Below are 23529 nucleotides of genomic sequence, written 5' to 3' on the forward strand. Positions count from 1 at the left end.
AGCCTAGGCCCGACGTCCCGTGCGCGGGAACTCGATGACCGTGGCTGCGTCGTCGCTCGGGCGGGGGGCGGCACGACCGACCAACCGGCCGGCGGCGAGCGACCAGATCGTTCGCACCCCCTGGACCTCGGTGACCTCCGTGGCGGTCATCAGCACTGCGACTCCCGCGTCGTCCGCGAGCGACCGCAGCAGCGCCGTGATCTCGCCGCGCCCCAGCAGCCCGAGGCCCGCGCCGAGATCGTCGACCAGCAGCAGTCGCGGTTCCCGGACGATCGCCCGGGCGATCGACGCCAGCGTCCGCTCGCCGTCGGAGAGGTCGTGCCAGGACTCGCCGGCGATCTCGCTCGCTCCGACCCGGTCGAGCACCTGGTGGGCGAGGCGCAGGCCGGCGCGCCAGCCGATGCGGTCGAGCAGCGGCAGCGAGATCCAGCGATCGATGGGCAGCTCGCGGCTGGCCGGGCCGTTGCGGGTCGCGATCCCGATCTCGCGGTGCAGCAGTCGACTCCGCTGTGCCGAAGACATCTGGGCCAGGTCGCGGCCGTCGAAGCGGACCCGCCCGGTGTCGGGGTCCTGGAGGCCGGCGGCGAGCTCCAGCAGCGTGGTCTTGCCGGCGCTGCGCGGTCCCCAGACGGCGGCGATCTCCCCCGCGGCCAGCTCCAACGACGCATCGTCCAGGACCTCCACCGGACGGTGCCCACGCCAGAAGCCCTTGCCGACGGATTCCAGGGACAACAGCGACGCCACGACGACTAGCCTCGGCGACGGGCGGGGTGGTTGCGCATCGACTCCAGCTCGCCCCGCGCATCCTGCAGCCACTTCGCCCGTCCGGCGAGCTTGCCGGAGTCGAGCGTGCTGAGGATCGCGCCGCACAGCGCCTCCCACGGGGCATTTGCGGAGAGGGCCGCGATCGGTGGCGCTTCGATCGCCTGCAGCAGCTCGAGGCACTCCTGCTCGGCCGCGACGACGAACCCGATCAGCAGGTTGAGGTCGTCGGGACGGGCCAGCGCGATCCGCAGACGCAGCTCGTCGTACGACGTGGGCCGGGAGGAGAGCCAGGCATCGAGGCACTGATCGCCGGCCGGGGTGGTGCCGTAGGTCAGCCGTGGTTGCCGCTCGGTGCCGCTGGCCGCGGCGGGGCCGCGTGGTTCGATCAGCTGCTCGGCCTCCAACCGCGAGAGCGCGTTGTAGACCGACGAGGTCCGGACCGCCGTGGGATCGACCGACCAGCGCCGCAGCTGCTGCATCAGCGCGTACCCATAGGTCGGGCGGCGGGCGAGGAGGCCCAGCACGGCGTATTTCGTAGGGGTGGGCAAGCCGGAGATTCAGGAGCGTTGACGCTGCGGCGCAGCATAGGCCATGAACGAACAGGTGTGTCCTTGCTCTGGGAGACACGGTGCGCCCGGCGGTGTTTCGAGCGTCAGGACGACGGGTCGCGGCGCGGCTTCGGGCACGGCACCACGGTGTCGGCGGTCCGGCGGCTGCCGTCGTCGAACCGCAGCACGGCGCGGAACGGGAAGCCGCCGCGCGGGCAGCGGCGGGGGAGCGGGATGCCGCCGGGGGCGTAGCGGATCCGGTGCCCGTGCTCGCGTCGGGTGTAGACGATGCCGTCCCCGCCGATCCTCATCTGCAGGCGGACGAGCCCGACGGCGGCGCCGAACGGCGGATCGGTCATCGGCGGGATGCGGATGCGCATCCCGAGTCCGTACGGGCGCGGCGCGGTGTACAGGTAGCCGCCGTAGGCGAGCTGGGTCGTGATCGGGTGGTCGGTGACGACCAGCGTGATCAGTCCCGGCCGGCCGTCGACCGACGCGCCGTTGAACAGGCGCAGACGCCCGCTGCCGGTGATCGCCTGGTCGGCGCTGAACCGCAGCAGCGCGTCGGCGCTCCCGCTGCCGAGCAGGGCGTTGGCCGGGCAGGTGGCGGGCACGAGGTTGTCGAGCCGCACGCGGTCGAGGTCGCTCTGCGGTCGCCGGCAGGTCGCGGTCCCGAGCTCGCTCATCGTGATGTCGAGGTCCGCCGGGGTCAGGACACGGACGTCGCTCAGCGTCGCGGAGACGCGGCGCGGATCGATCCGCAGGCCGATGTCGAGCGCCGTGCGGCGGCCGAGTCGGGCGTGGGCTCCGAAGCCGGCCGTCAGCCGGACGCCCGGGGTGGACCGGGTCTCGGTCAGGCGGTCCGCGGAGGGAGTCGCTACGGACGTGGATGCGAGGCCGAGGACGGCGGCCGTGAAGGCGATCGTGGAGACCACACCGGTCACGAGGAAAAGGGCCCCCGCCGCCCGCGCCGCCCGCTGCGCCCCCTGCTGCTCAATAGTTGAGCTTGCCGGTCGCCCGGATCGTGGCCGACCAGTTGGTGCGGTCGACGACGCCGTCGAACCGGCCGGTCCCGCGGGCACGACGGTAGATCCCGGTGCCGCCGTCCATGGTCGCGGTGCCGTCGAACTTCGGGCGCACGCCGCTGGATCGCGCCTTGCCGTTGATCTTGATCCGCAGCGTGCCCTGCTTGGTCACGACGGTGACGGTGCCGGACAGCGTCAGGCCGCGCAGCGTCGACGTCGCCCGGGCGGTCCCGGGGATCGTGCCGGTGACGGTGCCGCGGTGGGTCAGCTTCGCGTCGGCCTTCTTCTCGAGCTTGAGACTGACGTTCTCGGTGATCGACAGCGTGCGGGCGGCCGCGGTGGCCGGCAGTGTCGCGCCGGCCAATCCCACGCTGACGAGCGCGGCGGCGAGGCCCGCAGCCGGTCGTCGAAGACGGGGTGCTGGCGCGAGAACCGGGGGCGTCGTCATGCGGGCCGACCGTACCAGAGGGATACCGGCGCGTTGCCTGTTCCGTTTGTGACGTCGCCTGCGAAACGTTCCAAAGAGGAGTAGGCGGGTGCGTCACCGCCTGGTTGGATCGTGCTTCGGCGTGAACCGGTGTGCGCTGAGACGTGTCCAGATGTGCGAGGGAGAGAACCATGGCAAGAGCGAGTACTCCGTCGAGCGAGAGGGCGATCCGCTGATGCGCCGCATAGTCACGCTGGCCGCGTTGGCGGTTCCCGCTCTGCTCTGCGCCGGTCTAGGCGCGCCCGCGGCCCTCGCGGCGGACGACTGCCCGAACGCGGCGGTGCGGGCGCAGCAGAACGCGACGCACCTGCCCAACTGTCTGGCCTACGAGAAGGTGACGCCCGACGAAAAGGGCGGCGCGCTGCCGCTGGCGGAGACAAAGATCGCGGCTGACGGCAGTGGGATTGTCTACCTGCTCAACGCGGGCGTCGAGGACGCCCAGAGCTTCACCACCGGTAAGTACCGGTCTCTGCGGACCGACAGTGGTTGGGGGACGAACGCGCTGATGCCGCCGGTGAACCCGGACGGGCCGTGGCTCCCGAAGCTCAACGACGGAATCTCAATGCAGGCGGCGTCGGCGGATCTGGCCCGGGTCGTCGTCGATACGGGGTATCCGGTCAACCCGCACGACAAGGGCATCGAGATCCCGGCGGTGAGGCTCGGGTCGCAGGACCTGTATCGGCGGGAGGCAGACGGGACCTTCACCTGGGTCACGAACGATCCGTCGGTCGACGACAGCTCGTCGGCCAAGGTGAACTTCGTCGCCGCGTCGACGGACCTCGATCGCGTCGTCGTACGGACCACGCGCCAGTGGGATCCGCGGGTGACGACGGGCGTCAATCACCTCTACGTCTGGAGCCAGGAGCACGGGGCGCAGCTCGCGACGGTGCTGCCCAACGGCGACGTGCCGACCGACGTGCCGACGGGCAGCCCAAACGACGGGGCGGACCAAAAGCAGGCGGTCTCGGCGGACGGTCGGCGCGTGGCGTTCACGGTCGGCACCGGTACGAGTCAGCGGGTGTACGTGCGGTTCAACGCCGACGACCCGGCGCGGGCTACCACCAGTGAAGTCGCGGTGGGACCCCACGGTGAAGCCTGCGTTTCATCCGAAAGCCACTCAACGTTCCAGGGGCTGAGCGCGGACGGGACCAAGATGGTGTTCCGGTGCAGCAACGCCTTGGTACCCGGTGCGCCGACCGGCGGCCAGTGGGGTGCAACCTACATGCGCGATCTTGACGGCGGCCAGGCGGCGCTGCGACTCGTCGGGGCGCTGGACGTCTCGGCGAGGCAGAGGCCGGCAAGCTCCGACTTCTCGCGCATCTACTTCAAGGGGACGCTCGTGCGCGATGGCGTTATGGAGCGGGCCGTGCCGCCTTTCGTGAGCAGTGACCCGAAGGTGGAGTTCTGGCGCGAGGCGGCCTCGGCAGACGGCCAGTACTACGCGTTCCTGAGCGCGTACAAGTACGGGTTGACGGGGATCGACGGAGGTGCGTCCGGTACCAGCCAGGTCTATCTCTACTCCGCCCGTACGGGTGACTTCACGTGCGTCTCCTGCCGCCAGGACGGTGCGCCTACGGCGGGCGAGGCATCCGTCACGGTGGGCACCAGTGACATCGTGACGCCGGTGAGCTCCCGGGGCACCGTGGTCTTCACCTCGACGACGGCGCTGGTACCAGAGGACACGAACGGCATCGCTGATGCGTACGTCTGGGAAGACGGTCGCGCGGTGCTGCTCAGCAGCGGACGCAACGGCGCGATCTCCGAAGTCATGGGCTCGTCGGACGACGGCAACTCGTTCTTCTTCCGGACCCCGGACTCGATGACCCCGGACGACATCGACAACGGTGAGGTCGACCTCTACGTGGCGCGAAGCGGCGGAGGCTTCCTGGTGCCGGAGGCACCCGCGGCGTGCCAGACGGGATGCCAGGCGCCGGGTCCGGAGCGGCCGAGCCTGCCGGGCCTCGGTTCTGCCGACTTCGTTGGGCGGGGGAACTTGCTCGAGGACGTGACCGAGCCGGCCAAGCGGGCGTCGGCGGCACTGACCGCGTCGCGGTCGGTGCGCGGGACGAGCACGGTCGTGCGGGTGAAGGTCTCCCGCGCCGGTTCGATCCGGGTGTCGGGCGTGGGGCTCCGCCAAGCAACGGTGAAGGCCAAGAAGGCCGGGACGTATCGCGTGACGGTGCGGCTCTCGGCGTTCGGTTCGGCGCAACAGAAGAAGCGTGGCCGCTTGGCCACCAAGCTGACGGCCCGATTCATCCCGGATGTGGGTGCGTCGGTGCAGGCAGGCAAGTCGGTCACGTTCACGGCGACCAAGAAGGGTGGTCGCTGATGCGTCCGATCGAGCAGGGAACTACGGGTAGGACGGTGAGCGAAACGATGGCTGCAACGACCCGTCGCGCGGCGCGGAACCGCAGGACGATGTCCGTCGCGCTGGTGCTCGGCGTCGCGCTGGCTGGCATCCCCGCAGCCGCCCAGGCCGCCGAGATGGACTTCGCCCCGGACAGCGTCGGGATCCGGGCGCTGGACATAGCGGGCGACGATGTGACGCAGGCCGGGGCACACCCCGATCGCCTCGAGATCACGTTTGGAATTACCACCACCGGGTCGGGGACCACGATCGAGCCGGTCGAACTGGTGAAGGACGCCGAGATCACCCTGCCGGAGGGGCTGCAGGGCAACCCGGAGGCCGTCCCGAAGTGCCCGATGGCCGTGTTCGCGGACAACCCGGCCTACTGCCCCGCGGAGTCCCAGGTCGGCCTGCACGACCTGACCTACAAGGGCTCTCGAGGGGGCGCAAGTCACGAGTACACGAACCTGTACAACCTCGAGCCGCCGGACGGGGTCGTGGCGCGGTTCGGCATGAAGGTGCTTCCGGTTCCGGTCCTGCTGGACATGAAGGTCAAGTCCGACGGCAGCTACGCGATCGTCACCAACATTCGCGGCATGGGATCGGCGAACAAGGTGCTCGCGTCGAAGGCGACGATCTGGGGTGTTCCGGCGGCGAAGTCGGGAACGACGAGCCCGCAGATCCCGCTGCTGACCCTCGGGTCACAGTGCGGGACGGCCTTCGCCGGGAAGATCCGGCTGCGGTCGTGGACGAACACCTCGCGCTGGATCGAGGCCAACCCGCTGATGCTCCCGCTGACGGGCTGCGATCGGTTGCAGTTCCAGCCGACGCTGGACGTGCGTCCGGTGTCGAACGTCGCGGATGCGCCATCGGGCTACCGGTTCCAGCTGAAGGTGCCGCAGAATCAAGCGCCGAACAGCACGGCGACCCCGCCGTTGAAGCGGGCGGAGATCCTCTTCCCCGAGGGTACGGCGATCTCGCCGGGTGGCGCCAACGGTCTGGGTAGCTGCTCGGACGAGCAGGCCGCGATCGGTGCCGACGCGACCCCGGATTGCCCGTCGGACGCACGGATCGGGTCGGTCGAGATCGACACGCCGGTGCTGGACGTGCCGATGAAGGGCGGGGTGTTCATCGGGACGCCGAAGTCGCAGGACTCGCAGACGGGTGAGATGTTCCGCGTCTTCCTGCTGGCGTCGGCCAACGGTGTCGACGTCAAGCAGGAAGGGAAGATGTTCCCGGACCCGGTGACGGGTCGTCTGCGGGCGGTGTTCGACAACACGCCGCAGCAGCCGTTCGAGACGATGTCCATCAACCTCGACGGTGGGCCGGGTGCGGCGTTGGTCAATCCGGCGACGTGTGGGACGAAGACGACGACCGCGACGATGACCTCCTGGGGTGGCCAGACGGCCACGTCGGAGAGCTCGTTTGAGATCGCCTGCCGCCCCGGTCTGGGCCTGTTTGCCCCGTCGTTCATTGGCGGCGTGCTCTCGCCGCAGGCGGGTATGTCCTCGCCGTTCAACCTGTCGATCGGGAAGCCGGACGGGCAGTCTCCGCTCAACGGTCTCTCGTTGACGCTGCCGAAGGGGCTGCTGGCGAACCTGAAGGGCAACATCGGCCAGCAGGTTGGATCGGTCACCGCTCTGGCGGGCTCCGGTGCTGCCCCGTTCCAGCTGTCGGGCAAGGCGTACCTGGAGGGGCCGTACGGTGATGCGCCGTTCTCCCTGCGGGTGGTCGTTCCGGCGAAGGCCGGGCCGTTCGACCTCGGTGACGTCGTCGTCAAGCAGAAGCTGTACGTCGACCCGATCGACGCCCACGTGACGATCGTGTCGGATCCGATTCCGACGATCCTGCAGGGCGTGCCGACGCGGATTCAGCGGCTCGACGTGAAGGTCGACAAGCCCGGATTCATGATCAACCCGACGTCGTGCGAGGCGTCGTCGATCGGCGGGACGTTGCGCTCCAGCACCGGGCAGACGTCCGGAGTCTCCGCGCGGTTCCAGGTCGGTGGATGTGGTGACCTGGACCTGGACCCGAAGCTGTCGCTGAAGTGGACCGACAAGAGCCAGATGCGCAAGGGCAAGCACCCGGGCGTCGAGGCGACGGTCGCGATGCCGAAGGGCAACGCCAACCTGAAGGGCGTCCAGGTCACGCTGCCGCTGACCGCGGCGCTCGATCCGGACAACGCCCGGGCGCTCTGCCAGCCCGCCGCGGTGGCGGCCCGCAACTGCCCGGAGGCCTCGATCATCGGTCAGGCGAGTGCGACCACGCCGACGCTGGACGTGCCGGTGTCGGGCCCGGTGTACTTCGTGCAGGGCACCCGGGTCACCGCGGAGGGCCGGGTCGTCCCGACGCTGCCGAAGCTCTACCTGAAGCTCGCGGGTCAGGGCATCTCGATCGACGTGCACGCCGATTCGTCGGTCACCGGCCCGTCGGGCAAGCAGAAGCTGGTCACGACGTTCGTCAACGTGCCGGACGTGCCGATCGACGACTTCGTGCTGAAGATCGACAGCGGCGACCACGGGATCCTGAAGGCGACCAACGACGTCTGCGGGGCGGACAAGGGCACCACGGCGGTGTTCACCGGCCACAACGGCCGCGTGACGCGCAGCTCGTTGCGATTCACCGCACCGGAGTGCGGACCGCAGGTCGTCTCGGCGTCCGGCAGCACCAAGGCGGTGTCGCTGCGGGTCGGCGGGATCGGGGCCGGACGAGTGACGCTGAGCGGATCCCGGATCCGCACGGTGACGCGGGCGATCCTGGCCTCTGACGCCGCGACCGTGAACGCTCGGCTGCGGTTGACGCAGCGGCAGAAGGCGCTGCTGGCGCAGGGTCGCACCGTGCGGGTCGCGGTCAAGGCCACGTTCAAGCCCACCAAGGGCAAGGCCGTGAGCTGGAAGCGCAGCATCGCGATCAAGGGCGTCAAGCGGGGCGCCTCGTAGGGAGCAGCGCCGGTCCTGAAGGTCGCCTCCGTGAGGACGGGGTTGCGGCCTTCAGGGCAGGTTGCCTAGGCGCGAACGATGCCCACCGCGTGAGCGACGGACCTGCGCTGCCGACATCGAGCGGCAGCAGCGCGCCCGCATCCTCAACGCGACGCTGAGCACCCGCATACGGATCTGCAGATCCGCCAAGTTTGGTCGGGTGGCTTGACGGTCCGACCAATTCTGGGGATACTGCCCGCCATGCCGGCACCGAGCTCTCCGAACTGGTCCGACCTGGGGGCGTTCTCCCGGGTCTCGACGTCGAGCGCGATCGCCGCGCGGATCATGGAGCTCGCCGCGACCGGCAAGCTCACGGTCGGCACCCCGCTGCCGCCCGAGCGCACGCTCGCCACGCAGCTCGGGGTGTCCCGGTCGACGGTCCGCGAGGCGATCCACGAGCTCGCCATGAAGGGCCTGATCGAGCGGCGTCAGGGCTCGGGCACCGTGCTCGTCGACACCGCCCAGTCCTCCCGCCTGCTCGACGCGGCGCTCACCGCCACCGAGCGCGACGCCCGCGAGGCGGCCGACTTCCGGAACATCTTCGAGCCGCAGACGGCCGCCCTCGCTGCCGAGCGGGCCACCCCCGGCGACCTCGAGCGGATGCGCGAGATCTGCGACTACTCGCCCGAGTCGGTGTCGGCGGAGGAGTCGCTGGCGCTCGACCTGGCGTTCCACGCGGCCGTCGCCGCCGCGACCCAGAACCGGCTGATCGTCACCCTCAGCAAGACCTCCGCCGACTGGATCACGGAGTTCCGGCAGATCTCGCACGACACGCCGGAAGCCCGGCGGGCATCCCTCACCGGGCACCTCGAGATCCTGCGTGCGCTCGCCGCGCGCGACGCCGACGGCGCGACCGCCGCCATGCGCGAGCACATCGCCTCGGTGAGCAACCTCGCCAACACCGCGACGGCCACGAACCCGACGGCCACGAACCCGGTCGGCTGACCGGGACCGCCGCGCCCCCAACCCGACAGGAAGGCCGACATGCGTCGACTGCTCTCCATCCTCGGCAGCGCCTGCGCGCTGCTGCTCGCCTCCCTAGCGCTGACCGCGACCGCGCTCGCGGCCGGCGCGCCCGCCCCGAATCCAGCCCCCGCGGCGAGCCCGAGCCCGGCCACGGCAACCGCGCCGAGCCCGGCCCTGCAGCGGATCCAGAAGCAGGGCGTGATCAACGTCGCGACGACCGGCAACGGTCCGCCGGACAGCTACACGGAAGGGGGCCGGATCACCGGCGCGATGCCGGAGCTGATGCGGCAGCTGGCGGACCGCTGGGGCGTCCGGATCGAGTGGCAGATCGTGCCGTTCTCCGGCCTCGTCTCGTCGGTGACCTCCGGCCGCGCCGACGTGCTGGCCGACGCGCTCTTCATCACGCCCCAGCGGGCGCGCCAGGTCGCGTTCAGCACGCCGGTCTACGGCTGGTCCGACGGCATCGTCGTCCGCGCCGGCGAGTCCCGGAGCTACCCGACCCTCGCCGCGCTCGAGGGCCGGAACGTCGGAGTGCTGTCCTCGAGCGTCCAGTACGACGAGCTGAACGAGGTCGGCGGGATCCACATCAAGTCGTACGACGGCTACGAGATGCTCACCCAGGACCTCTCGAGCGGCCGGCTCGACGCGGGTCTGGTCGACCCGCCCTCGGTCGACTACATCCTTGCCCGCCGGCCCGAGATGCAGGTCGAGTTCGACAAGTCGTTCAAGGGCGCCAAGCCGGCCTTCGTCGGCTTCGCCGCGGCGAAGGACCACGCCGCCCTCGCCGGCGACATCGACGCCGCGCTGCGGACGATGCGGGCGGACGGCTCGCTGAAGCAGCTGGTCGTCAAGTACGAGGGGCCGAACGTGGACGTCCCCGGGGAGCAGGCCGCGACCGCTGCCGCCAGCTCGGGCGAGGCCGCTGACGGCTCCTTCTTCGGCAACCTCGGCAGCTACCTGCCCTCGCTGCTGTCGGGGCTCAAGTTGACCGTGCTGCTGGCGCTCGCCTCGCTCGTCGCGAGCACGATCCTCGGCCTGCTCGTGGCGACGGCGCGGATGTCTCGCCTCGCCCTGATCCGGTACCCGGCACGGGTCTACATCGACGTCATCCGCGGCACCCCGCTGCTGCTGCAGATCTTCTTCCTCTACTACGGCCTGCCGCAGCTGGGCCTCGTCCTCGACGCGTTCGTGGCGGGGATCCTCGCCCTGAGCCTGAACTACGGCGCGTACCTGGCCGAGATCTTCCGCGGCGGCATCGAGGGCGTCCCGGTCGGGCAGACCCGCGCGGCCGAAGCGCTCGGGATGACGCGCTGGCAGGCCCTGACCCGGGTGACCTACCCGCAGGCCCTGCGGACCGTCTTCCCGGCGTACGTCGGGATGAGCCTGTCGATGATCAAGGACACCTCGCTGGTCGCCGTGATCACCCTGCAGGAGCTGCTCTTCAGCGGGCAGCTGATCGTGAACAAGACCTTCGAGCCGCTGCAGGTGTTCGCGATGGTCGGCCTGATGTACCTGCTGGTCAGCTCCGTCGTGAGCGTCGCGGCCAGCCGGGTCGAGGCCTACCTGCGGACGCCCGGAAGTCAGGGCCCGACGCGACGGAAGACACCGAAGGCCGCGACCGTGGCCCTGGACGGGGGACGATGATGACCGGGACGACGATCCTCGAGATCGAGGACCTGCGGAAGACCTACCGCTCGGAGCACGGGGAGACGCCGGCGCTCGACGGCGTCTCGCTGACGCTCTCGGAGGGGGAGACCCTGGTCCTGATCGGGCCGTCCGGATCGGGCAAGAGCACGCTGCTGCGGTGCCTGAACGCGCTCGAGTCGTACGAGTCCGGGAGCATCGCGTTCAACGGCACCGACATCCGCGGGCACAAGCGGATCCACGAGCTCCGCAAGCAGATCGGGATGGTCTTCCAGGACTTCAACCTGTTCCCGCACCTGACGCTCGAGCAGAACGTGGTGCTGGCCCAGCGACTGGTCAACAAGGTCGACAAGGCCGAGGCGCTCGAGGTGGCCCGGACCCTGCTCGCACGGGTCGGGATCGGCGAGCGGGCCCAGCACTACCCGGGGCAGGTCTCCGGGGGGCAGCAGCAGCGGGCGGCGATCGCCCGGGCCCTCGCCCTGAAGCCGCGGGTGCTGCTGTTCGACGAGCCGACCAGCGCGCTCGACCCGGAGACCGTCGGGGAGGTCCTCGACGTGATGCGCAACCTCGCGGAGACGGGCACCACGATGATCGTCGCGACCCACGAGATGGGGTTCGCGCGCGAGGCCGCGTCGTCCGTCTGCATGATGGAGCGCGGCACGGTCGTCGAGCACTCGAAGGACCCGGCCGGGTTCTTCGCCAACCCCGCGAACGACCGCACGCGGTCGTTCCTGGCCCGGGTCACGACCCCCGCGGCCGCATGACCCGAAGGAACGAGATGCAGAGCCTCAAGCCCGTTGGCACGCTGTTCGGTGTGCCCCAGAGCACCGAGATCGAGGCGGCGGAGGTCGCCGTCCTCGGCGTGCCGTTCGACATGGGGTCGCACCCGAACCGGATCGGGGCGCGCGGCGGGCCGGCGCACGTCCGGGCGCACTCGCTGATCGCCCGCGAGTCGGCGGAGGACCTCGGCGTCGACTCGGTCGTCGCCACCGGGCTGGTCGACTGCGGTGACGTCGACGTCACGCCCGGCCAGGTCGACGCGGCGTTCGTCGCGATCGAGCAGGCGGTCGGCGCGATCCTCGACGCCGGCACGATCCCGCTCGTCCTCGGCGGGGACGGCGCGGTCACGCTGCCGCAGCTGCGCGCCGTCAGCCGGCGCCACGAGGACCTCGTGGTGCTGCACGTCGACGGGCACACGGACGCCTACGACTGGCCCGACATCTTCGAGTTCAACAACGCCAACTCCTTCGTCCACGCGGCGAAGGAACGGCTGGTCGACCCGGCGGGCTCGTACCACGTCGCGATCCGCGACACGGACCTCTGCGGCGAGCCGGGCGTGGTCCAGGACGCCCGCGACCTCGGGTACCGCGTGATCACGATGAACGGGATCGACGAGCTCGGGATCGCGGGCCTCGTCGCGGAGCTGCGGGAGGCGCTGGAGGGCCGGCCGGTCTACCTCTGCTGGGACATGGACTGCTTCGATCCGTCCGTCGCGCCGGGGGTCGTCACGCCGGCGTGGGGTGGGCTGACCGCGCGCGAGGGGATGCGGCTGCTCCAGGGCCTCCGCGGGCTCGACGTCGTGGCGTTCGACCTCAATACGGTCTCCCCGCCCCACGACCTGGGCGGCCAGACCGGCAGCCTGGCGGCCAGCGTGGCCCTCGAGTTCCTGGCGATCGCCCTGCACCGGCCCGCTCGCGAGCCCCGCTCGTGACCGAGGAGTAGCTCATCGGCCTCCTGGAGTGCGCCCTCGTCGTCGTCGCCGGCTTTGCGGCGGGCGCCATCAACACCATCGCCGGGGCCGGATCGGTGATCACCTATCCGGTCCTCGTCGGCCTCGGCGTGCCGCCGGTGGCGGCGAACATGTCGAACACGATTGGGCTGTCCCCCGGTGCGGTCGCGGGGGCGTGGGCCTACCGTCGGGAGCTGGCGGGACACGCGCGGCAGCTGGCGCGGCTCGTCCCGATCGCGCTCGTGGGCGCCACCCTCGGTGCCGCGCTGCTGACGACCCTGCCCCCGCACGCGTTCTCGGCCGTGGTGCCGGTCCTGATCCTGCTGTCGAGCGTCCTGGTCGGGGTCCAGCCGTGGCTGGCCCGGTGGACGACCGGGAGGAGCGCGGGGCGGAGGGGCGCGGCCCCGGTGATCCTCTGGGGGCCGCTGTCCGTCGCCGTCTTCATGACCAGCGTCTACGGCGGCTACTTCAGCGCCGCCCAGGGGGTGCTGCTGATGGGGGTCCTCGGCCTGCTGATGCGGACCGACCTGCACCAGCAGAACGGGGTCAAGAACCTGCTCCAGGCGCTGGTCAACGTCGTCGCCGCCGTCTTCTTCGTGATCGTCGGCGGCGTCGACTGGCCGGCGGTCGCGATGCTGGCCCTCGGCTCCGTCGCCGGTGCGCCGGCCGGTGCGTGGCTGGCGCGGCGCCTGCCCGCCGCGTTCTTCCGCGTCGGCATCATGGCGTTCGGCGTCGTGATGGCGCTGGTGATCGCGCAGACCTGAGTCGCGACGGGCCGTTCGGTGCGTCGGGTGTCAGTCCGACTCGTCGCGGGCGCGCCCGTAGCGCTCGTAGATCACGCGCGAGCCGAACGTCCGCGCGAACGAGCCCTCGGTCGGCGACCCAATCGTGACCAATGGGGTCAACCTCGACCTCCTTGGGCTACTCCGCACACCGAACCGTCGTGAGGCGGTTCGAGGAGATCGCGGCGCTCGGGCGGGGCAGCTGGGCGTACCTCGCGGCGTCGGCGCGGAAGGCGTCCGGTGCGGGCATCGCGGTTCGCGCGGCCTCCCGGGTGCGGCGTGGGCTGTCGGACTGGATCGTCAGCGTCGTCCACGTGGTGTAGAGGGTGATCGCCCGGCCGCCGTCGAAGTGGATCGCCGGGACGCCCCGGAGCGTGAGGTGCTTGTGTGGGTCGACGTAGCGGCCGCCGGGGCCCGCGAGGGCATGGTAGAGCGCGTGCGGTCTCTCGCACGACGGAGTGCTCGTCACGCTCAGTTGGCGCGGGCACGGCGGTGCGGTGCGGGCGCTGCACCGCCCGTATTGGGCGACCGTCTCGTTGATTCGGCCGGACCGCAGGAGTCGGCCGCCTTCGATGCCGGACGGCATCTCGCAGGTCGAGTGGACCTGCTTCAGCGGCAGGCCGGTGAGGTCCTTGGTCGCGTAGACGGTGAAGCCTCGGGCCTCCTCGCACGGGCGACGGACCCCCGGAAGCTGCTTCGCCCTGGGGCTGTTCTTCGCGACGACCCCTGGACCTTGGGGTTTGATGATCGTGGGTGCCGCGACGGCGAACCGCGTCAACTCGTCGGAGCTCACGCGCCCCGTGAGGGCGTCTTCCGGAGAGACGGAACTCTCAGGCGGCCGGTACTGGGACGCCGTCGGTGGGTTCGGCAGCGGCTCGGTGGGCGGCGCCTCCTCGCTCCAAGACACGGCAGCGGGGACCGTCACGGCCGCGACCGCGGCCGCGCCGATGAGCACCACGGAGATCAGGAACCGGCGGATCGTGATTCCCAGGTTCCTCATGGGTCCCTCGTCACGGTGGCGACCATCAACGGCCACCGTGCACGTCGTCGATCCCGGCGACCCAGTTGGGGACCGGAGTGCCGTCCTCGGGTGTCCGCCAGGCCTCCGGTAGCCCGGTCATCTGGGGTTCGGCGTTGGACCCGCCGGGGAGATCTTGGCGTTGGCCGCTTCGGCCTCGGAACGTTGCCTCGCCCGCCGGAGCAGTAGGTCCTTGGCGGACATGGCGCGACTGTATCGCGTAAGCGTCCTTGGACCGGTCGTCTTCGGGAGGTCAGCCGTGGTGCGAATCCGCGCACGCTGGCCCGGTGGCTTGGGGGACGCATGTTCCACGCCATGAGCACCACCGGGGAGCACGACTTCGATGGCGGGCGTCCGGGTGAGCGATCCGATGTCGAGAAACGGCGTTCGGCTCCGCTCACCAGGTGAAGGGCCCCGACAGGCGCGGCCCACGACACCAGGAGACCACCATGTCGAAGGACCTGCTCCTCGAGCACGACCGCGGCGGCCCGGAGGCCCCGATGAGCACGGCCAAGCCCGAGATCGTCACCCCTGAGCAGTGGCGCGCCGCGCGCGAGGCGCTGCTCGTGCAGGAGAAGGCGCATACCCGTGCGCGTGACGCCCTCGCGGCCCAGCGCCGCCGTATGCCGATGATCCGCGTGGAGCAGGACTATCGCTTCACCGCGCCCGGCGGCGGGGACGCGACCCTGCTCGACCTCTTCGACGGCAGCCGTCAGCTCGTCCTGTACCGGTTCTTCATGGATCCGGACATGGGCGTCTACCCGGAGCGCGGCTGCCCCGGCTGCTCGATGTACGTCGACCAGTTGGCCAACCTGCTGCACCTGCGCGAGCGCGACACACGCTTCGTCGCCGTCAGCCGCGGCGAGCAGGAGCACCTGCAGCGCTATCGCGAGCAGATGGGCTGGGAGTTCCCCTGGTACACGCTGCGCGATGACTTCGACGCCGACCACGACGTCGCGGAGTGGCACGGCACGAACGTGTTCCTGCGCGACGGCGACGAGGTCTACCGCACGTACTTCATCGATGCCCGTGGCGACGAGGCGCTCGGGTCGACCTGGAGCTTCCTCGACATCACCCCATACGGCCGCCAGGAGCAGTGGGAGGACTCCCCCGAGGGCTGGCCGCAGACCCCGCCCTACACCTGGGGTGGCTGGCACGACAAGTACGACCACAGGCTCTGACGTGCTCGCCCACGTCGCAGGCATCCCCGTCGAGGAGGCGCTGCTGGCCGCACCGGCGCTGCTGGCCGGTGTGGCCATGATGGTCGGCTACGTCCGGGCGGCCGTCGCGCGTCGGCGCCGCTCGATCCGGTCGGTCCAAGCGCCGGAGTGAGGCTCGACCTCTCCGAGGGGCCAGCGCAACTATGGGGCCGCGCTGCCCTCACCGGTTCAGTTCGGCCCACCACGTCTCGATGGCGTCGCTGAACTCCGCTGGTGCGTCGGACTGGAGGAAGTGGCCGACTCCGTGGAGCACCGTCGTGGTGTGGTTCGGAAAGGTGGCTTCCAGGCGCTCTCGGTACTTGCCGGTGAAGATCGGATCCTTGTCGGCCCACACGATCAGCGTCGGCAACGTCTCGACGGCACCGAGGTGGTCCGCCAGGTCGGTGAAGAACTCGCGCGCGCCGACCAGCTCGCCGGGAAGTACAGCCGCGGCGTGGCGACGCTCCGGTGTGGGCGTCGCCTCGCGGTAGTGCGACATCTCGGCGTCGGAGAGCTTCCGGCGCTTGTGCGCCGAGGGGATGAAGTGGTTGACGAGCGGGTTGAACCGCCTGATCAGCGCGCGCCCGACCGGGTTCCCCATGCCGCGCGAGAACAGCTCGCTGGACAGATCGCCGTTCAACGGCCACGCCCAGGTGTTGGTCAGGACGAGGCGTTCGAACCTGTCCGGCCGTTGCTGGGCGGCGTAGAGCCCGAGCGGGCCGCCCCAGTTGTGGCCGACCAGGGTCAGCTGCGAGAGGTCCAGGCGGTCGAGGAAGGACACGAGCAGCGTGGCGTGGTCCTGGGCCTTGTACCGATAGCCGGGGGCGCCGGTCGACAGACCGAACCCCGGAAAGTCGAGGGCGATGCACCGGAACCGGTCCCGCAGGGCGGCGATCACCTCGCGGTACACGAAGGACCAGACCGGATTGCCGTGCAGCATCAGCAGGATCGGCCCCGAACCCTCGTCGACGTAGTGCACGACGCTCCCGTCCAGCTCCACGAAGCGGCTCTCGAACGGGAACAGCTCGTCGTCCACCCACGCCGGACGCTCGACTGCCGGCTGCACTGTCGCCATGTGCTGATCCTCTTCAATCCTGGTTATGCTCAATGGAAGTTGTTCTTCGCAAGCGTACAAGCAAAAGTCAAGCAGCCGGCGGGGGCGGCGGCATGAACGAGCTCCTCGACGAGGTCCTCACCGCCCACGGCGGTGCCGAACGCTGGCGGTCCGTTTCGGCGATCACCGCGCGGGGACGCTTGGGCGGCCTGCTGCCTCGACGCTTTCCCGGCAACAAGCTGGCGAGCTTCACCGTGCAGGTCCAGGTCGCCGAGCAGCACACCGTCCTCCAGGACTTCCCGCAAGTCGGCCAGCGCGCCGTGCTCGACCGGGGCGACGTGCGGATCGAGACCAACGACGGCGAACGACTCGCCACCCGAACCGACCCACGTTCGGCCTTCTCCGGGCTGAGCGGCGTCCGCCGCAACGTCCGCTGGGACCCGCTCGACACCGCCTATTTCGCCGGGTACGCCTTCTGGAACTACCTGACCGCGCCGCTGCTGCTCACCCGCGACGGCGTGACCGTCACCGAAGGCGCACCCGGGCGGGAATCCGGACGGCACCGGCGACGACTCCAGGCGACGTTCCCGGCGCAGTTCGAGACCCACTGCCGCCAACAGACCTTCTACGTCGACTCCGACGGGCTGATCGGTCGCCACGACTTCCTCGCCGAGCCGGTAGGCCGCTGGGCCAAGGCCGCCCTCCTCTGCGACCAGCACCGCCAGTTCGACGGACTCCTCTTCCCCACCCGGCGGCGCGTGCTCCCGCGGGGCCCCGGTGGCCGCGTGCTCCCCCGGCCGACCCTCCTGGCGCTCGACTTCGACGAGATCGAGCTCGAGCGCCGACCGAACGCAACCGCATGAGGAGCGCGCGGTGACCAAGCGGTCCTACGGCCAGTACTGCGGCTTGGCCCGGGCGCTCGACGTCGTGAGCGGCCGGTGGAGCCTGCTGATCGTGCGCGAGCTGCTCGGGGGCCCGGCCCGCTACGGGCAGCTCCAGGCGGGCCTGCCCGGGATCTCCACCAACCTGCTGGCCGAGCGCCTGCGCGAGCTGGAGGAGGCCGGCGTGGTCCGGCGCCAGCTCGACGCCGACAGCAACGCTGTGGCCTACGCGCTGACGCCGTGGGGAAGCGAGCTTCGCGGTCCGATCGCGGCGCTGGTGAACTGGAGCACGCCGCTCATGGTCTCCGGCCCGCGGGGCGACAGCTTCCGAACCCACTGGTTGGTGGTGGCGCTCGAGTCGCTGTTGGACGGCAAGCGAACCACGGCTCCGGTGAGCGTCGGGGTGGAGGTCGACGGCGCGACCCTCACGGTCCGTGTCGACGAAACGGGGACCCACGTCGCGCTCGACGTCGACGGGCAACCCGGGACCGTGCTGCGCGCAGAGCCCCCGGTGGTGCTGGGCCTGGCGTCCGGCATGCTGACGGTCGAGCAGGCGATCGCCGCGGGCGACCTCCGCGGCGACGAGCAGGACCTCGCCGCGGTCTTCGGCCGCGGCTGACGGGCCCGATGCGGCCAGCGCGCGCCGTCAGGCGTCGCGTGCGGCGGCGATCCGCGCCCGGGCGTGCTCGACCGCGATCTCGACCGGCAGCCGGTCGGCCGCCAGCGCCTCGGCCAGGATCCGCGCGGTCCGCTGCTCGGCCTGGAGGATCTGGGCGTCGAGGCCCGTGATCCCGACCGAACGGCGCTCGGCGTCGGCGCGGATCAGGCCGCCGCAGTTGGCGAGGAAGTCGGGGACGTAGAGGACCCCGCGCGCGGCGAGAGTGGCCGCCACGGCGTCGTCGCGCAGCGGGTTGTTCGCGGCGCCGCAGACGACCCGGCAGCTCAGCCGCTCGGCGAGGCGTTCGTCGATCAGGCCGCCCGCGGCGCACGGGGCGAGCACGTCGAGGTCGCGCTCCAGGACGCCGTCGACGTGCTCGACGATCGTGGCTCCCTGCGCCGCCGCGGCGGCTGCGCTCGGGCCGTAGGGGTCGTAGGCCGTGACCTCGGCGCCGGCGTCCAGCAGCCAGCCGGCGAGCGGGCCGCCGACCTTGCCCAGCCCGACGACGCCGATCCGACGGCCGGCGAGGTCGACCGTGCCGTCGAGCGCCTCGAGCGCGGCGCGGATGCCGCCGAGCACGGTCCGCGCGGTGTCCGGGGACGGATCGCCGCCGATCCCGCCGCGGACCGAGCGTCCGACGACGTGCGGGGTGGTCTCGGCGATCAGGTCCATGTCGGCCGTCGTCGTGCCGATGTCCTCGGCCGTGATGTAGGCGCCGCCGAGCGCGTCGACCTGCTCGGCGATCTGCCGCAGGCGGGCGGGACGGTCGCGGGGATCGCCGTCGTCGATCACCACCGCCTTGCCGCCGCCGAGGTCGAGGCCGGCGGCGGCCGCCTTCAGCGTCATCGCGCGCGACAGACGCAGGGCGTCGTCGAGCGCCTCGACGATGCCACCGTCGTAGGGCCTGATCCGGAGTCCGCCGAGCGCGGGCCCGAGCACCGTCGAGTGGACGGCGATCACCATCCGCAGGCCCGTTCGCCGGTCCTGCACGATCCGGACGGTCTCGTGGTCGTCGCGGCTCAGCAGCGTGGCGATGTCGCTCGGGAGCGTGGTCGTGGTCATGCGCGTGGTCCTTCGTGGTGGTGGACAGTCAGGGGCGACGGGGCGTCGTCCCCCTGCTCCAGGGCGGAGAGGGCGGTGGCGGCCTGCTCGCGGAAGCGCTCGACGTTGGCGAGCTTGATCTCCTCGTAGCCGCGCACGAGATCGGGGGTGGCGGCGACGGCGACGACCGCGTCGCGGCGGTCGCCGTCGAGCCGCGTCAGCGCGCGGTGGACGAGCGCGACGTACTCGTCGGGCAGGCGCCGCTCGAGCCGGCGGACGCGGGCGTAGCCGAACACGTCCAGCGGTGTGCCGCGCAGCGGGCGAAGCCGGCGGAGCAGTCGGAAGACCGGGACGAACCAGCCGCCCAGCCGCAGCTTGCGCCGCATGCCGAGCGCCCGCAGCAGCGGCGGGTGCAGGTGGAAGGCGACCTTCGAGCCGGCGGGCAGCTCGGCGAGGCCGGCGACGTGCAGGCGGGCGATCTCGTACTCGTCCTTGTACGCGGTCAGCTTGTGCAGGCCGACCGCGAACGCCTCGGTCACGGCGAGCGCCCCGGGGGCGCGCTCGCGCTCGACGGCGGCGACCTCCGCCACCCGCTCCACGTAGCGGCGGGCGGCCGTGGTGCCACCCCAGCCGACGAGATCCGGGACGCGCACCTCCAGCAGGCGGCGCAGCTCGCCCTCCTCCGGCGCGACCCGGTCGATCAGCGCGAGCGCGGCCGGCGAGGGCGCGGCGGGCTCGCTCCCGCCGCCTGCGAGCACCCGCGCGACCCGGCCGGGGTCGGCGACGGCCGCACGGCCCCACTCGAGCGCGCGCAGGTTGTCGTCGACGCCGACGCCGTTGAGCTCGAACGCGCGCTGCAGCGCGTCGAGGCCGACCGGGATCGCCCCCTGCTGCCACGCCGCGCCAAGCAGGATCACGTTGGCGGGCATCTGGTCTCCGAAGACGGCATCCGCCAGCGCCCGCGCGTCGAGGTAGACGTTCTCGGCGGCGCGGGTGACGGCGTCGATCGCGGTGCGCGCGGCGTCGGCGTCGGGGGTCGCGGCGTGGACGTCGATGACCATCTTCGCCGTCGGCACGACGCTCGTCGAGACCACCGCCAACGTTCGCTCGGGGCTCGCCGTCCGCAGGTTGGGGGCGGTCGAGGCACCCAGCAGGTCGAGGCCGAGCAGCACGTCCGTCCCGCCCGACGACGGCGCGGCCTGGCCCGTCGCGGGGCCGGTGGTGATCCGCAGATCGGAGACGACCGGGCCCGCCTTCTGGCTGAGGCCGGTCTGGTCCAGCCCGCTCGCGTGGCGCCCGTCGAGCAGCGCGGCCATCCCCAGCACCTGGGCGACGGTGACGACTCCGGTGCCGCCGATGCCGACGAAGCGGATCCGGACGTCGTCGTCCGGCGTCCGGCGCGTCGGCTGGGGAAGCCCCGTCGGCGGGTCGAGCCGAGCGTGGCGGACCTCCCCCTCCGGCGGGATCACCGTCAGGAACGACGGGCAGTCGCCCTCCAGGCACGAGAAGTCGGAGTTGCAGGTCGCGTCGTTGATCCGCGTCTTGCGCCCGAGCTCGGTCTCGACCGGCTCGACGGACAGGCAGCTCGACTTGGCGCCGCAGTCCCCGCAGCCCTCGCAGACGCGCTCGTTGATGACGACGCGCTGCGGCGGGGTCGCGACCGTGCCGCGCTTCCGCGCCCGGCGCAGCTCGGTCGCGCAGGCCTGGTCGTGGATCAGGACGGTGACGCCCGCGACCGAGGCCAGCTCGCGCTGCGTGCGCAGCAGCTCGCGGCGGTCGCGCAGCTCGGCGATCGCGGGCAGGTCGACGCCGTCGTAGCGCGAGCGGTCCTCGGTGGTGATGACGATCCGCGCGACGCCCTCGGCCGCGAGCGACGCCGCGACCGCGGCGACCGACATCTGGCCGACGATCTGCTGGCCGCCCGTCATCGCGACCGTGTCGTTGTAGAGCAGCTTGTAGGTGACGTCGAGGCCGGCGGCGACCGCGGCCCGCACCGCGAGCGAGCCCGAATGATGGAACGTGCCGTCACCGAGGTTCTGCGTGAAGTGCTGGTCGTCGACGAACGGCGCGACGCCGAGCCACTGGACGCCCTCGCCGCCCATCTGGGTCAGGCCGGTCACGCGCCCGCGCCCCTCGGGCGCCATCAGCACCATCGTGTGGCATCCGATTCCGGCGCCGACCAGCTCGCCGTCGGGGGCGCTCAGGCTGCTGTTGTGCGGGCAGCCGGCGCAGAAGAACGGGGCCCGCGTCGCCCCGACCTCGGCGACGGGGCGCTCGGCGATCGCGGCCTGCTCGCGCAGTAGCGCCTCGACGCCCGGCAGCTCGTCGTGGGCGAGCAGCCGTGAGCCGATCGCGCGCACGACCTGGTCGACGTCGAGCGCGCCGGTCGTCGGGACGAGCGCGCGCCCCTGGTCGTCCCGCTCCCCGGTCACCAGCGGCGGATCGGTGACGCCGTAGAGGGCGTCCTTGAGCAGGCGCTCGAGGAACGGCGTCTTCTCCTCGACGACGAGGACCTCGCCGAGTCCGCGGGCGAAGTCGCGGGCGGCGTGCTCGTCGAACGGGTAGAGCATCCCGATCTGCAGCACGCGCAGCGGCACGTGGTGCTCGCGTTCGAGCACGCCGAGCGCCTGGACGACCTGCTGGTACGCCGCGCCGGCGGCGACGATCCCGAGCCGCGCGCCGGGGTCGTCGCGGCGGACGACGTTGAGGCCGTTCTCGCGGCCGTAGTGCTTGGCCAGCTCGAAGCGGACGCCGGTCAGCGTGCGCTCCATCTCCAGCGACTGCGGGGCCAGCAGGTGCGCGCTGGGGACGTGCAGGTACGGTCGGCCGCCGTCCTCCAGCACGGGCACGATCGGCCGGACGCGGTCGAGCCCGACCTCGACGGTCGCGGTCGCGTCGGCGACGGCGGTCACGACCTTGAGCGCGGTCCAGAGGCCGGAGGCGCGCGAGCAGGCGATCGCGTGGCGGCTCAGGTCGAGGGCCTCCTGGACGCTGCTCGGCGCGAGGATCGGGAGGCCGAGTGCGGCGAGCAGCGACTCCGACGCGCCCGGGATCGTCGACGACTTGCAGGCCGGGTCGTCGCCGCAGAGCGCCAGCACGCCGCCCCGGGGGTCGGTGCCGACGAAGTTGCCGTGCCGGATCGCATCGGCGGACCGGTCGACCCCCGGCGACTTGCCGTACCAGACGCCGGTGACCCCGTCGTAGCGGTGCCCGGGGAGCGTGCCGGCCAGCTGCGAGCCCCAGACGGCGGTCGCGCCCAGCTCCTCGTTGATGCCCGGACGGAGCACGAGGTGATGCTCGTCGGCGAGCTTGCGGAGGCGGTGGAGCTCTTGATCGAACCCGCCGAGCGGGGACCCCTGGTAGCCGGAGACCAGCGTCCCCGTGCGCAGGCCGCTCGCGGTGTCGGCCCGGTGCTGATCCAGCAATGCGCGGACGAGGGCCTGGACCCCGCTCAGGAAGACCGTGCCCTCGAGCAGCTCGTACCGATCCGAGATCGAGACGTGCGGCCGGGGTGCCCGTGGGCCCGCCGGGAGGACATCGAGCTTGCTCATTGGGCCATTATTAGACCAAAACTGGTCTGGAGTCAAACCAATAGGTGTCTCTCATTCCGCGGGGGCTGCGTATCCTTGCTCGCGTGGAGACGCCGTTCATCCCGGTAGGACCGAAGCGGACGTCCGAAGCGGTGATCGCGCAGATCGCCGCGCGGGTGCGGTCGGGCGATCTTCCCGCCGGCGAGCGGCTGCCTCCCGAGCGGGCGATGGCCGACGCGCTCGGCGTCAGCCGCGCGTCGCTGCGCGAGGCGGTCGACGTGCTGACGGCCTCGGGCGTCCTGACCTCCGAGCCGGGGACGCGCGGCGGGACCTTCGTCGCGACCGGGTTCGCGCCGCTCGAGCTCGTGCGCTCGAACCTGGGCGAGACGCCGGGCGAGGTCGCGGAGGTCCTGCAGGCGCGGCGGATGCTCGAGCCGCAGGTCGCCCGGCTGGCAGCGGTCAACGCGACCGAGGCCGACCTCGCCGTCCTCCAGCGCACGATCGACGAGCACCGGGAGGTCCTGGAGCTCGGCGACGTGCTCGCCCACGGCGACCGGTTCCTTCAGCTGGACCTGCGCTTCCACCTCCAGATCGCGCGCGCGACCGGCAACGGGACCGTCGTCGCGCTCGTGCGGGCGCTGCTGGGACGGCTGGAGATCGCCCGTGACGAGGCGATCCACGAGCCGCCCGTCCCGGAGTGGGTGCTCGACGTCCACGAGCGCACGCTGGCGGCGATCCGCTCCGCCGACCTCGCCCGGGTCGACGCGGTGATGGACGAGCACCTCGGGGCCCTCGAGTCGTCGTGGGAGCGCACGACGGGCCGGCCGCTCACGCGGCTGCCCGGCGGCTGACGCGGCACGTCGGCGCTCCGCGGGGT

At 71.6% G+C, this 23529-nt stretch carries 20 protein-coding genes; 12 read left to right on the plus strand and 8 right to left on the minus strand.

The features are described 5' to 3' along the window. Window positions 1-3: 3 nt before the first annotated feature. From ACVUH9_RS09500 to ACVUH9_RS09515, 4 genes are all read right to left on the minus strand, one after another. A complete protein-coding gene (locus ACVUH9_RS09500) occupies window positions 4-744 on the minus strand; it encodes an ATP-binding cassette domain-containing protein (RefSeq protein WP_475756254.1) in 741 nt (246 codons plus the stop codon). Between the two features lie 5 nt (window positions 745-749). Next, window positions 750-1289: a PadR family transcriptional regulator gene (locus ACVUH9_RS09505; protein ID WP_475756256.1), complete on the minus strand. Its 540-nt coding sequence runs from the start codon at window positions 1287-1289 to the stop codon at window positions 750-752. Between the two features lie 128 nt (window positions 1290-1417). Further along, complete coding sequence (locus tag ACVUH9_RS09510; protein ID WP_475756258.1) at window positions 1418-2248, minus strand: hypothetical protein; 831 nt, start codon at window positions 2246-2248, stop codon at window positions 1418-1420. 58 nt (window positions 2249-2306) lie between these two features. Then, window positions 2307-2786: an autotransporter gene (locus ACVUH9_RS09515; RefSeq protein WP_475756259.1), complete on the minus strand. Its 480-nt coding sequence runs from the start codon at window positions 2784-2786 to the stop codon at window positions 2307-2309. A 151-nt stretch (window positions 2787-2937) separates the two neighbouring features. Between ACVUH9_RS09515 and ACVUH9_RS09520 the strand changes: the two genes are divergently transcribed. The 7 genes from ACVUH9_RS09520 to ACVUH9_RS09550 all read left to right on the plus strand — a co-directional run bounded on the left by ACVUH9_RS09520 (window position 2938) and on the right by ACVUH9_RS09550 (window position 13253). Further along, complete coding sequence (locus ACVUH9_RS09520; RefSeq protein ID WP_475756261.1) at window positions 2938-5154, plus strand: TolB-like translocation protein; 2217 nt, start codon at window positions 2938-2940, stop codon at window positions 5152-5154. An 89-nt stretch (window positions 5155-5243) separates the two neighbouring features. Next, window positions 5244-8111, plus strand: coding sequence for a hypothetical protein (locus ACVUH9_RS09525; RefSeq protein ID WP_475756263.1), 2868 nt, complete (start codon window positions 5244-5246; stop codon window positions 8109-8111). A gap of 240 nt (window positions 8112-8351) precedes the next feature. Then, the gene (locus tag ACVUH9_RS09530; RefSeq protein ID WP_475756265.1) at window positions 8352-9095 is read left to right on the plus strand and encodes a FadR/GntR family transcriptional regulator; all 744 of its coding nucleotides are present in this window, start codon (window positions 8352-8354) and stop codon (window positions 9093-9095) included. Between the two features lie 39 nt (window positions 9096-9134). Continuing rightward, window positions 9135-10760, plus strand: coding sequence for an ABC transporter permease subunit (locus tag ACVUH9_RS09535; RefSeq protein ID WP_475756267.1), 1626 nt, complete (start codon window positions 9135-9137; stop codon window positions 10758-10760). Next, entirely contained in the window at window positions 10757-11524 is a 768-nt protein-coding gene (locus tag ACVUH9_RS09540) for an amino acid ABC transporter ATP-binding protein (RefSeq protein ID WP_475756269.1), read from the plus strand. Before ACVUH9_RS09535 ends, ACVUH9_RS09540 begins: the two co-directional genes overlap by 4 nt. Beyond that, complete coding sequence (locus ACVUH9_RS09545; RefSeq protein WP_475756271.1) at window positions 11521-12471, plus strand: arginase family protein; 951 nt, start codon at window positions 11521-11523, stop codon at window positions 12469-12471. The genes ACVUH9_RS09540 and ACVUH9_RS09545 overlap by 4 nt, the downstream gene beginning before the upstream one ends. Before the next feature lie 23 nt (window positions 12472-12494). Further along, window positions 12495-13253 (plus strand): sulfite exporter TauE/SafE family protein, encoded by a 759-nt coding sequence (locus tag ACVUH9_RS09550; protein WP_475756560.1) that lies wholly within the window; start codon window positions 12495-12497, stop codon window positions 13251-13253. A 157-nt stretch (window positions 13254-13410) separates the two neighbouring features. Here ACVUH9_RS09550 and ACVUH9_RS09555 read toward each other — a convergent pair whose 3' ends face one another. Next, on the minus strand, window positions 13411-14271 hold the full coding sequence (locus tag ACVUH9_RS09555) for a hypothetical protein (RefSeq protein ID WP_475756272.1): 861 nt from the start codon (window positions 14269-14271) through the stop codon (window positions 13411-13413). 467 nt (window positions 14272-14738) lie between these two features. Between ACVUH9_RS09555 and ACVUH9_RS09560 the strand changes: the two genes are divergently transcribed. Further along, complete coding sequence (locus ACVUH9_RS09560) at window positions 14739-15470, plus strand: DUF899 domain-containing protein (protein WP_475756274.1); 732 nt, start codon at window positions 14739-14741, stop codon at window positions 15468-15470. Between the two features lies 1 nt (window position 15471). After that, a complete protein-coding gene (locus tag ACVUH9_RS09565) occupies window positions 15472-15621 on the plus strand; it encodes a hypothetical protein (RefSeq protein WP_475756276.1) in 150 nt (49 codons plus the stop codon). 48 nt (window positions 15622-15669) lie between these two features. Here the strand turns inward: ACVUH9_RS09565 and ACVUH9_RS09570 are convergent, their stop codons facing one another. Beyond that, window positions 15670-16563: an alpha/beta fold hydrolase gene (locus tag ACVUH9_RS09570; protein WP_475756278.1), complete on the minus strand. Its 894-nt coding sequence runs from the start codon at window positions 16561-16563 to the stop codon at window positions 15670-15672. A 92-nt stretch (window positions 16564-16655) separates the two neighbouring features. On the opposite strand from ACVUH9_RS09570, the gene ACVUH9_RS09575 reads away from it, so the two are divergent. Together ACVUH9_RS09575 and ACVUH9_RS09580 are read left to right on the plus strand one after the other, a co-directional pair. Then, window positions 16656-17405 carry a hypothetical protein gene (locus tag ACVUH9_RS09575; protein WP_475756279.1) on the plus strand — a complete coding sequence of 250 codons (750 nt, stop codon included), beginning with the start codon at window positions 16656-16658 and terminating at the stop codon, window positions 17403-17405. Between the two features lie 10 nt (window positions 17406-17415). Then, window positions 17416-18042 (plus strand): winged helix-turn-helix transcriptional regulator, encoded by a 627-nt coding sequence (locus ACVUH9_RS09580; protein ID WP_475756280.1) that lies wholly within the window; start codon window positions 17416-17418, stop codon window positions 18040-18042. Window positions 18043-18069: 27 nt separating this feature from the next. On the opposite strand, the gene ACVUH9_RS09585 is transcribed toward ACVUH9_RS09580, so the two are convergent. Further along, a complete protein-coding gene (locus tag ACVUH9_RS09585; protein WP_475756281.1) occupies window positions 18070-19143 on the minus strand; it encodes a Glu/Leu/Phe/Val dehydrogenase dimerization domain-containing protein in 1074 nt (357 codons plus the stop codon). Continuing rightward, entirely contained in the window at window positions 19140-22673 is a 3534-nt protein-coding gene (locus tag ACVUH9_RS09590) for an indolepyruvate ferredoxin oxidoreductase family protein (protein ID WP_475756282.1), read from the minus strand. Before ACVUH9_RS09590 ends, ACVUH9_RS09585 begins: the two co-directional genes overlap by 4 nt. Window positions 22674-22756: 83 nt before the next feature. On the opposite strand from ACVUH9_RS09590, the gene ACVUH9_RS09595 reads away from it, so the two are divergent. Then, entirely contained in the window at window positions 22757-23503 is a 747-nt protein-coding gene (locus ACVUH9_RS09595; RefSeq protein ID WP_475756283.1) for a FadR/GntR family transcriptional regulator, read from the plus strand. Window positions 23504-23529 lie beyond the last annotated feature (26 nt).

The sequence above is a fragment of the Patulibacter ginsengiterrae genome (genome assembly GCF_056269115.1).

Excerpts from the sequence above, each read along its gene's own strand:
- ACVUH9_RS09515 (WP_475756259.1), bottom strand. The coding sequence starts at position 2,786 with ATGACGACGCCCCCGGTTCTCGCGCCAGCACCCCGTCTTCGACGACCG.
- ACVUH9_RS09520 (WP_475756261.1), top strand. The coding sequence starts at position 2,938 with ATGTGCGAGGGAGAGAACCATGGCAAGAGCGAGTACTCCGTCGAGCGA.
- ACVUH9_RS09525 (WP_475756263.1), top strand. The coding sequence starts at position 5,244 with ATGTCCGTCGCGCTGGTGCTCGGCGTCGCGCTGGCTGGCATCCCCGCA.
- ACVUH9_RS09530 (WP_475756265.1), top strand. The coding sequence starts at position 8,352 with ATGCCGGCACCGAGCTCTCCGAACTGGTCCGACCTGGGGGCGTTCTCC.
- ACVUH9_RS09535 (WP_475756267.1), top strand. The coding sequence starts at position 9,135 with ATGCGTCGACTGCTCTCCATCCTCGGCAGCGCCTGCGCGCTGCTGCTC.
- ACVUH9_RS09540 (WP_475756269.1), top strand. The coding sequence starts at position 10,757 with ATGATGACCGGGACGACGATCCTCGAGATCGAGGACCTGCGGAAGACC.
- ACVUH9_RS09545 (WP_475756271.1), top strand. The coding sequence starts at position 11,521 with ATGACCCGAAGGAACGAGATGCAGAGCCTCAAGCCCGTTGGCACGCTG.
- ACVUH9_RS09555 (WP_475756272.1), bottom strand. The coding sequence starts at position 14,271 with ATGAGGAACCTGGGAATCACGATCCGCCGGTTCCTGATCTCCGTGGTG.
- ACVUH9_RS09560 (WP_475756274.1), top strand. The coding sequence starts at position 14,739 with ATGTCGAAGGACCTGCTCCTCGAGCACGACCGCGGCGGCCCGGAGGCC.
- ACVUH9_RS09570 (WP_475756278.1), bottom strand. The coding sequence starts at position 16,563 with ATGGCGACAGTGCAGCCGGCAGTCGAGCGTCCGGCGTGGGTGGACGAC.
- ACVUH9_RS09575 (WP_475756279.1), top strand. The coding sequence starts at position 16,656 with ATGAACGAGCTCCTCGACGAGGTCCTCACCGCCCACGGCGGTGCCGAA.
- ACVUH9_RS09585 (WP_475756281.1), bottom strand. The coding sequence starts at position 19,143 with ATGACCACGACCACGCTCCCGAGCGACATCGCCACGCTGCTGAGCCGC.
- ACVUH9_RS09590 (WP_475756282.1), bottom strand. The coding sequence starts at position 22,673 with ATGAGCAAGCTCGATGTCCTCCCGGCGGGCCCACGGGCACCCCGGCCG.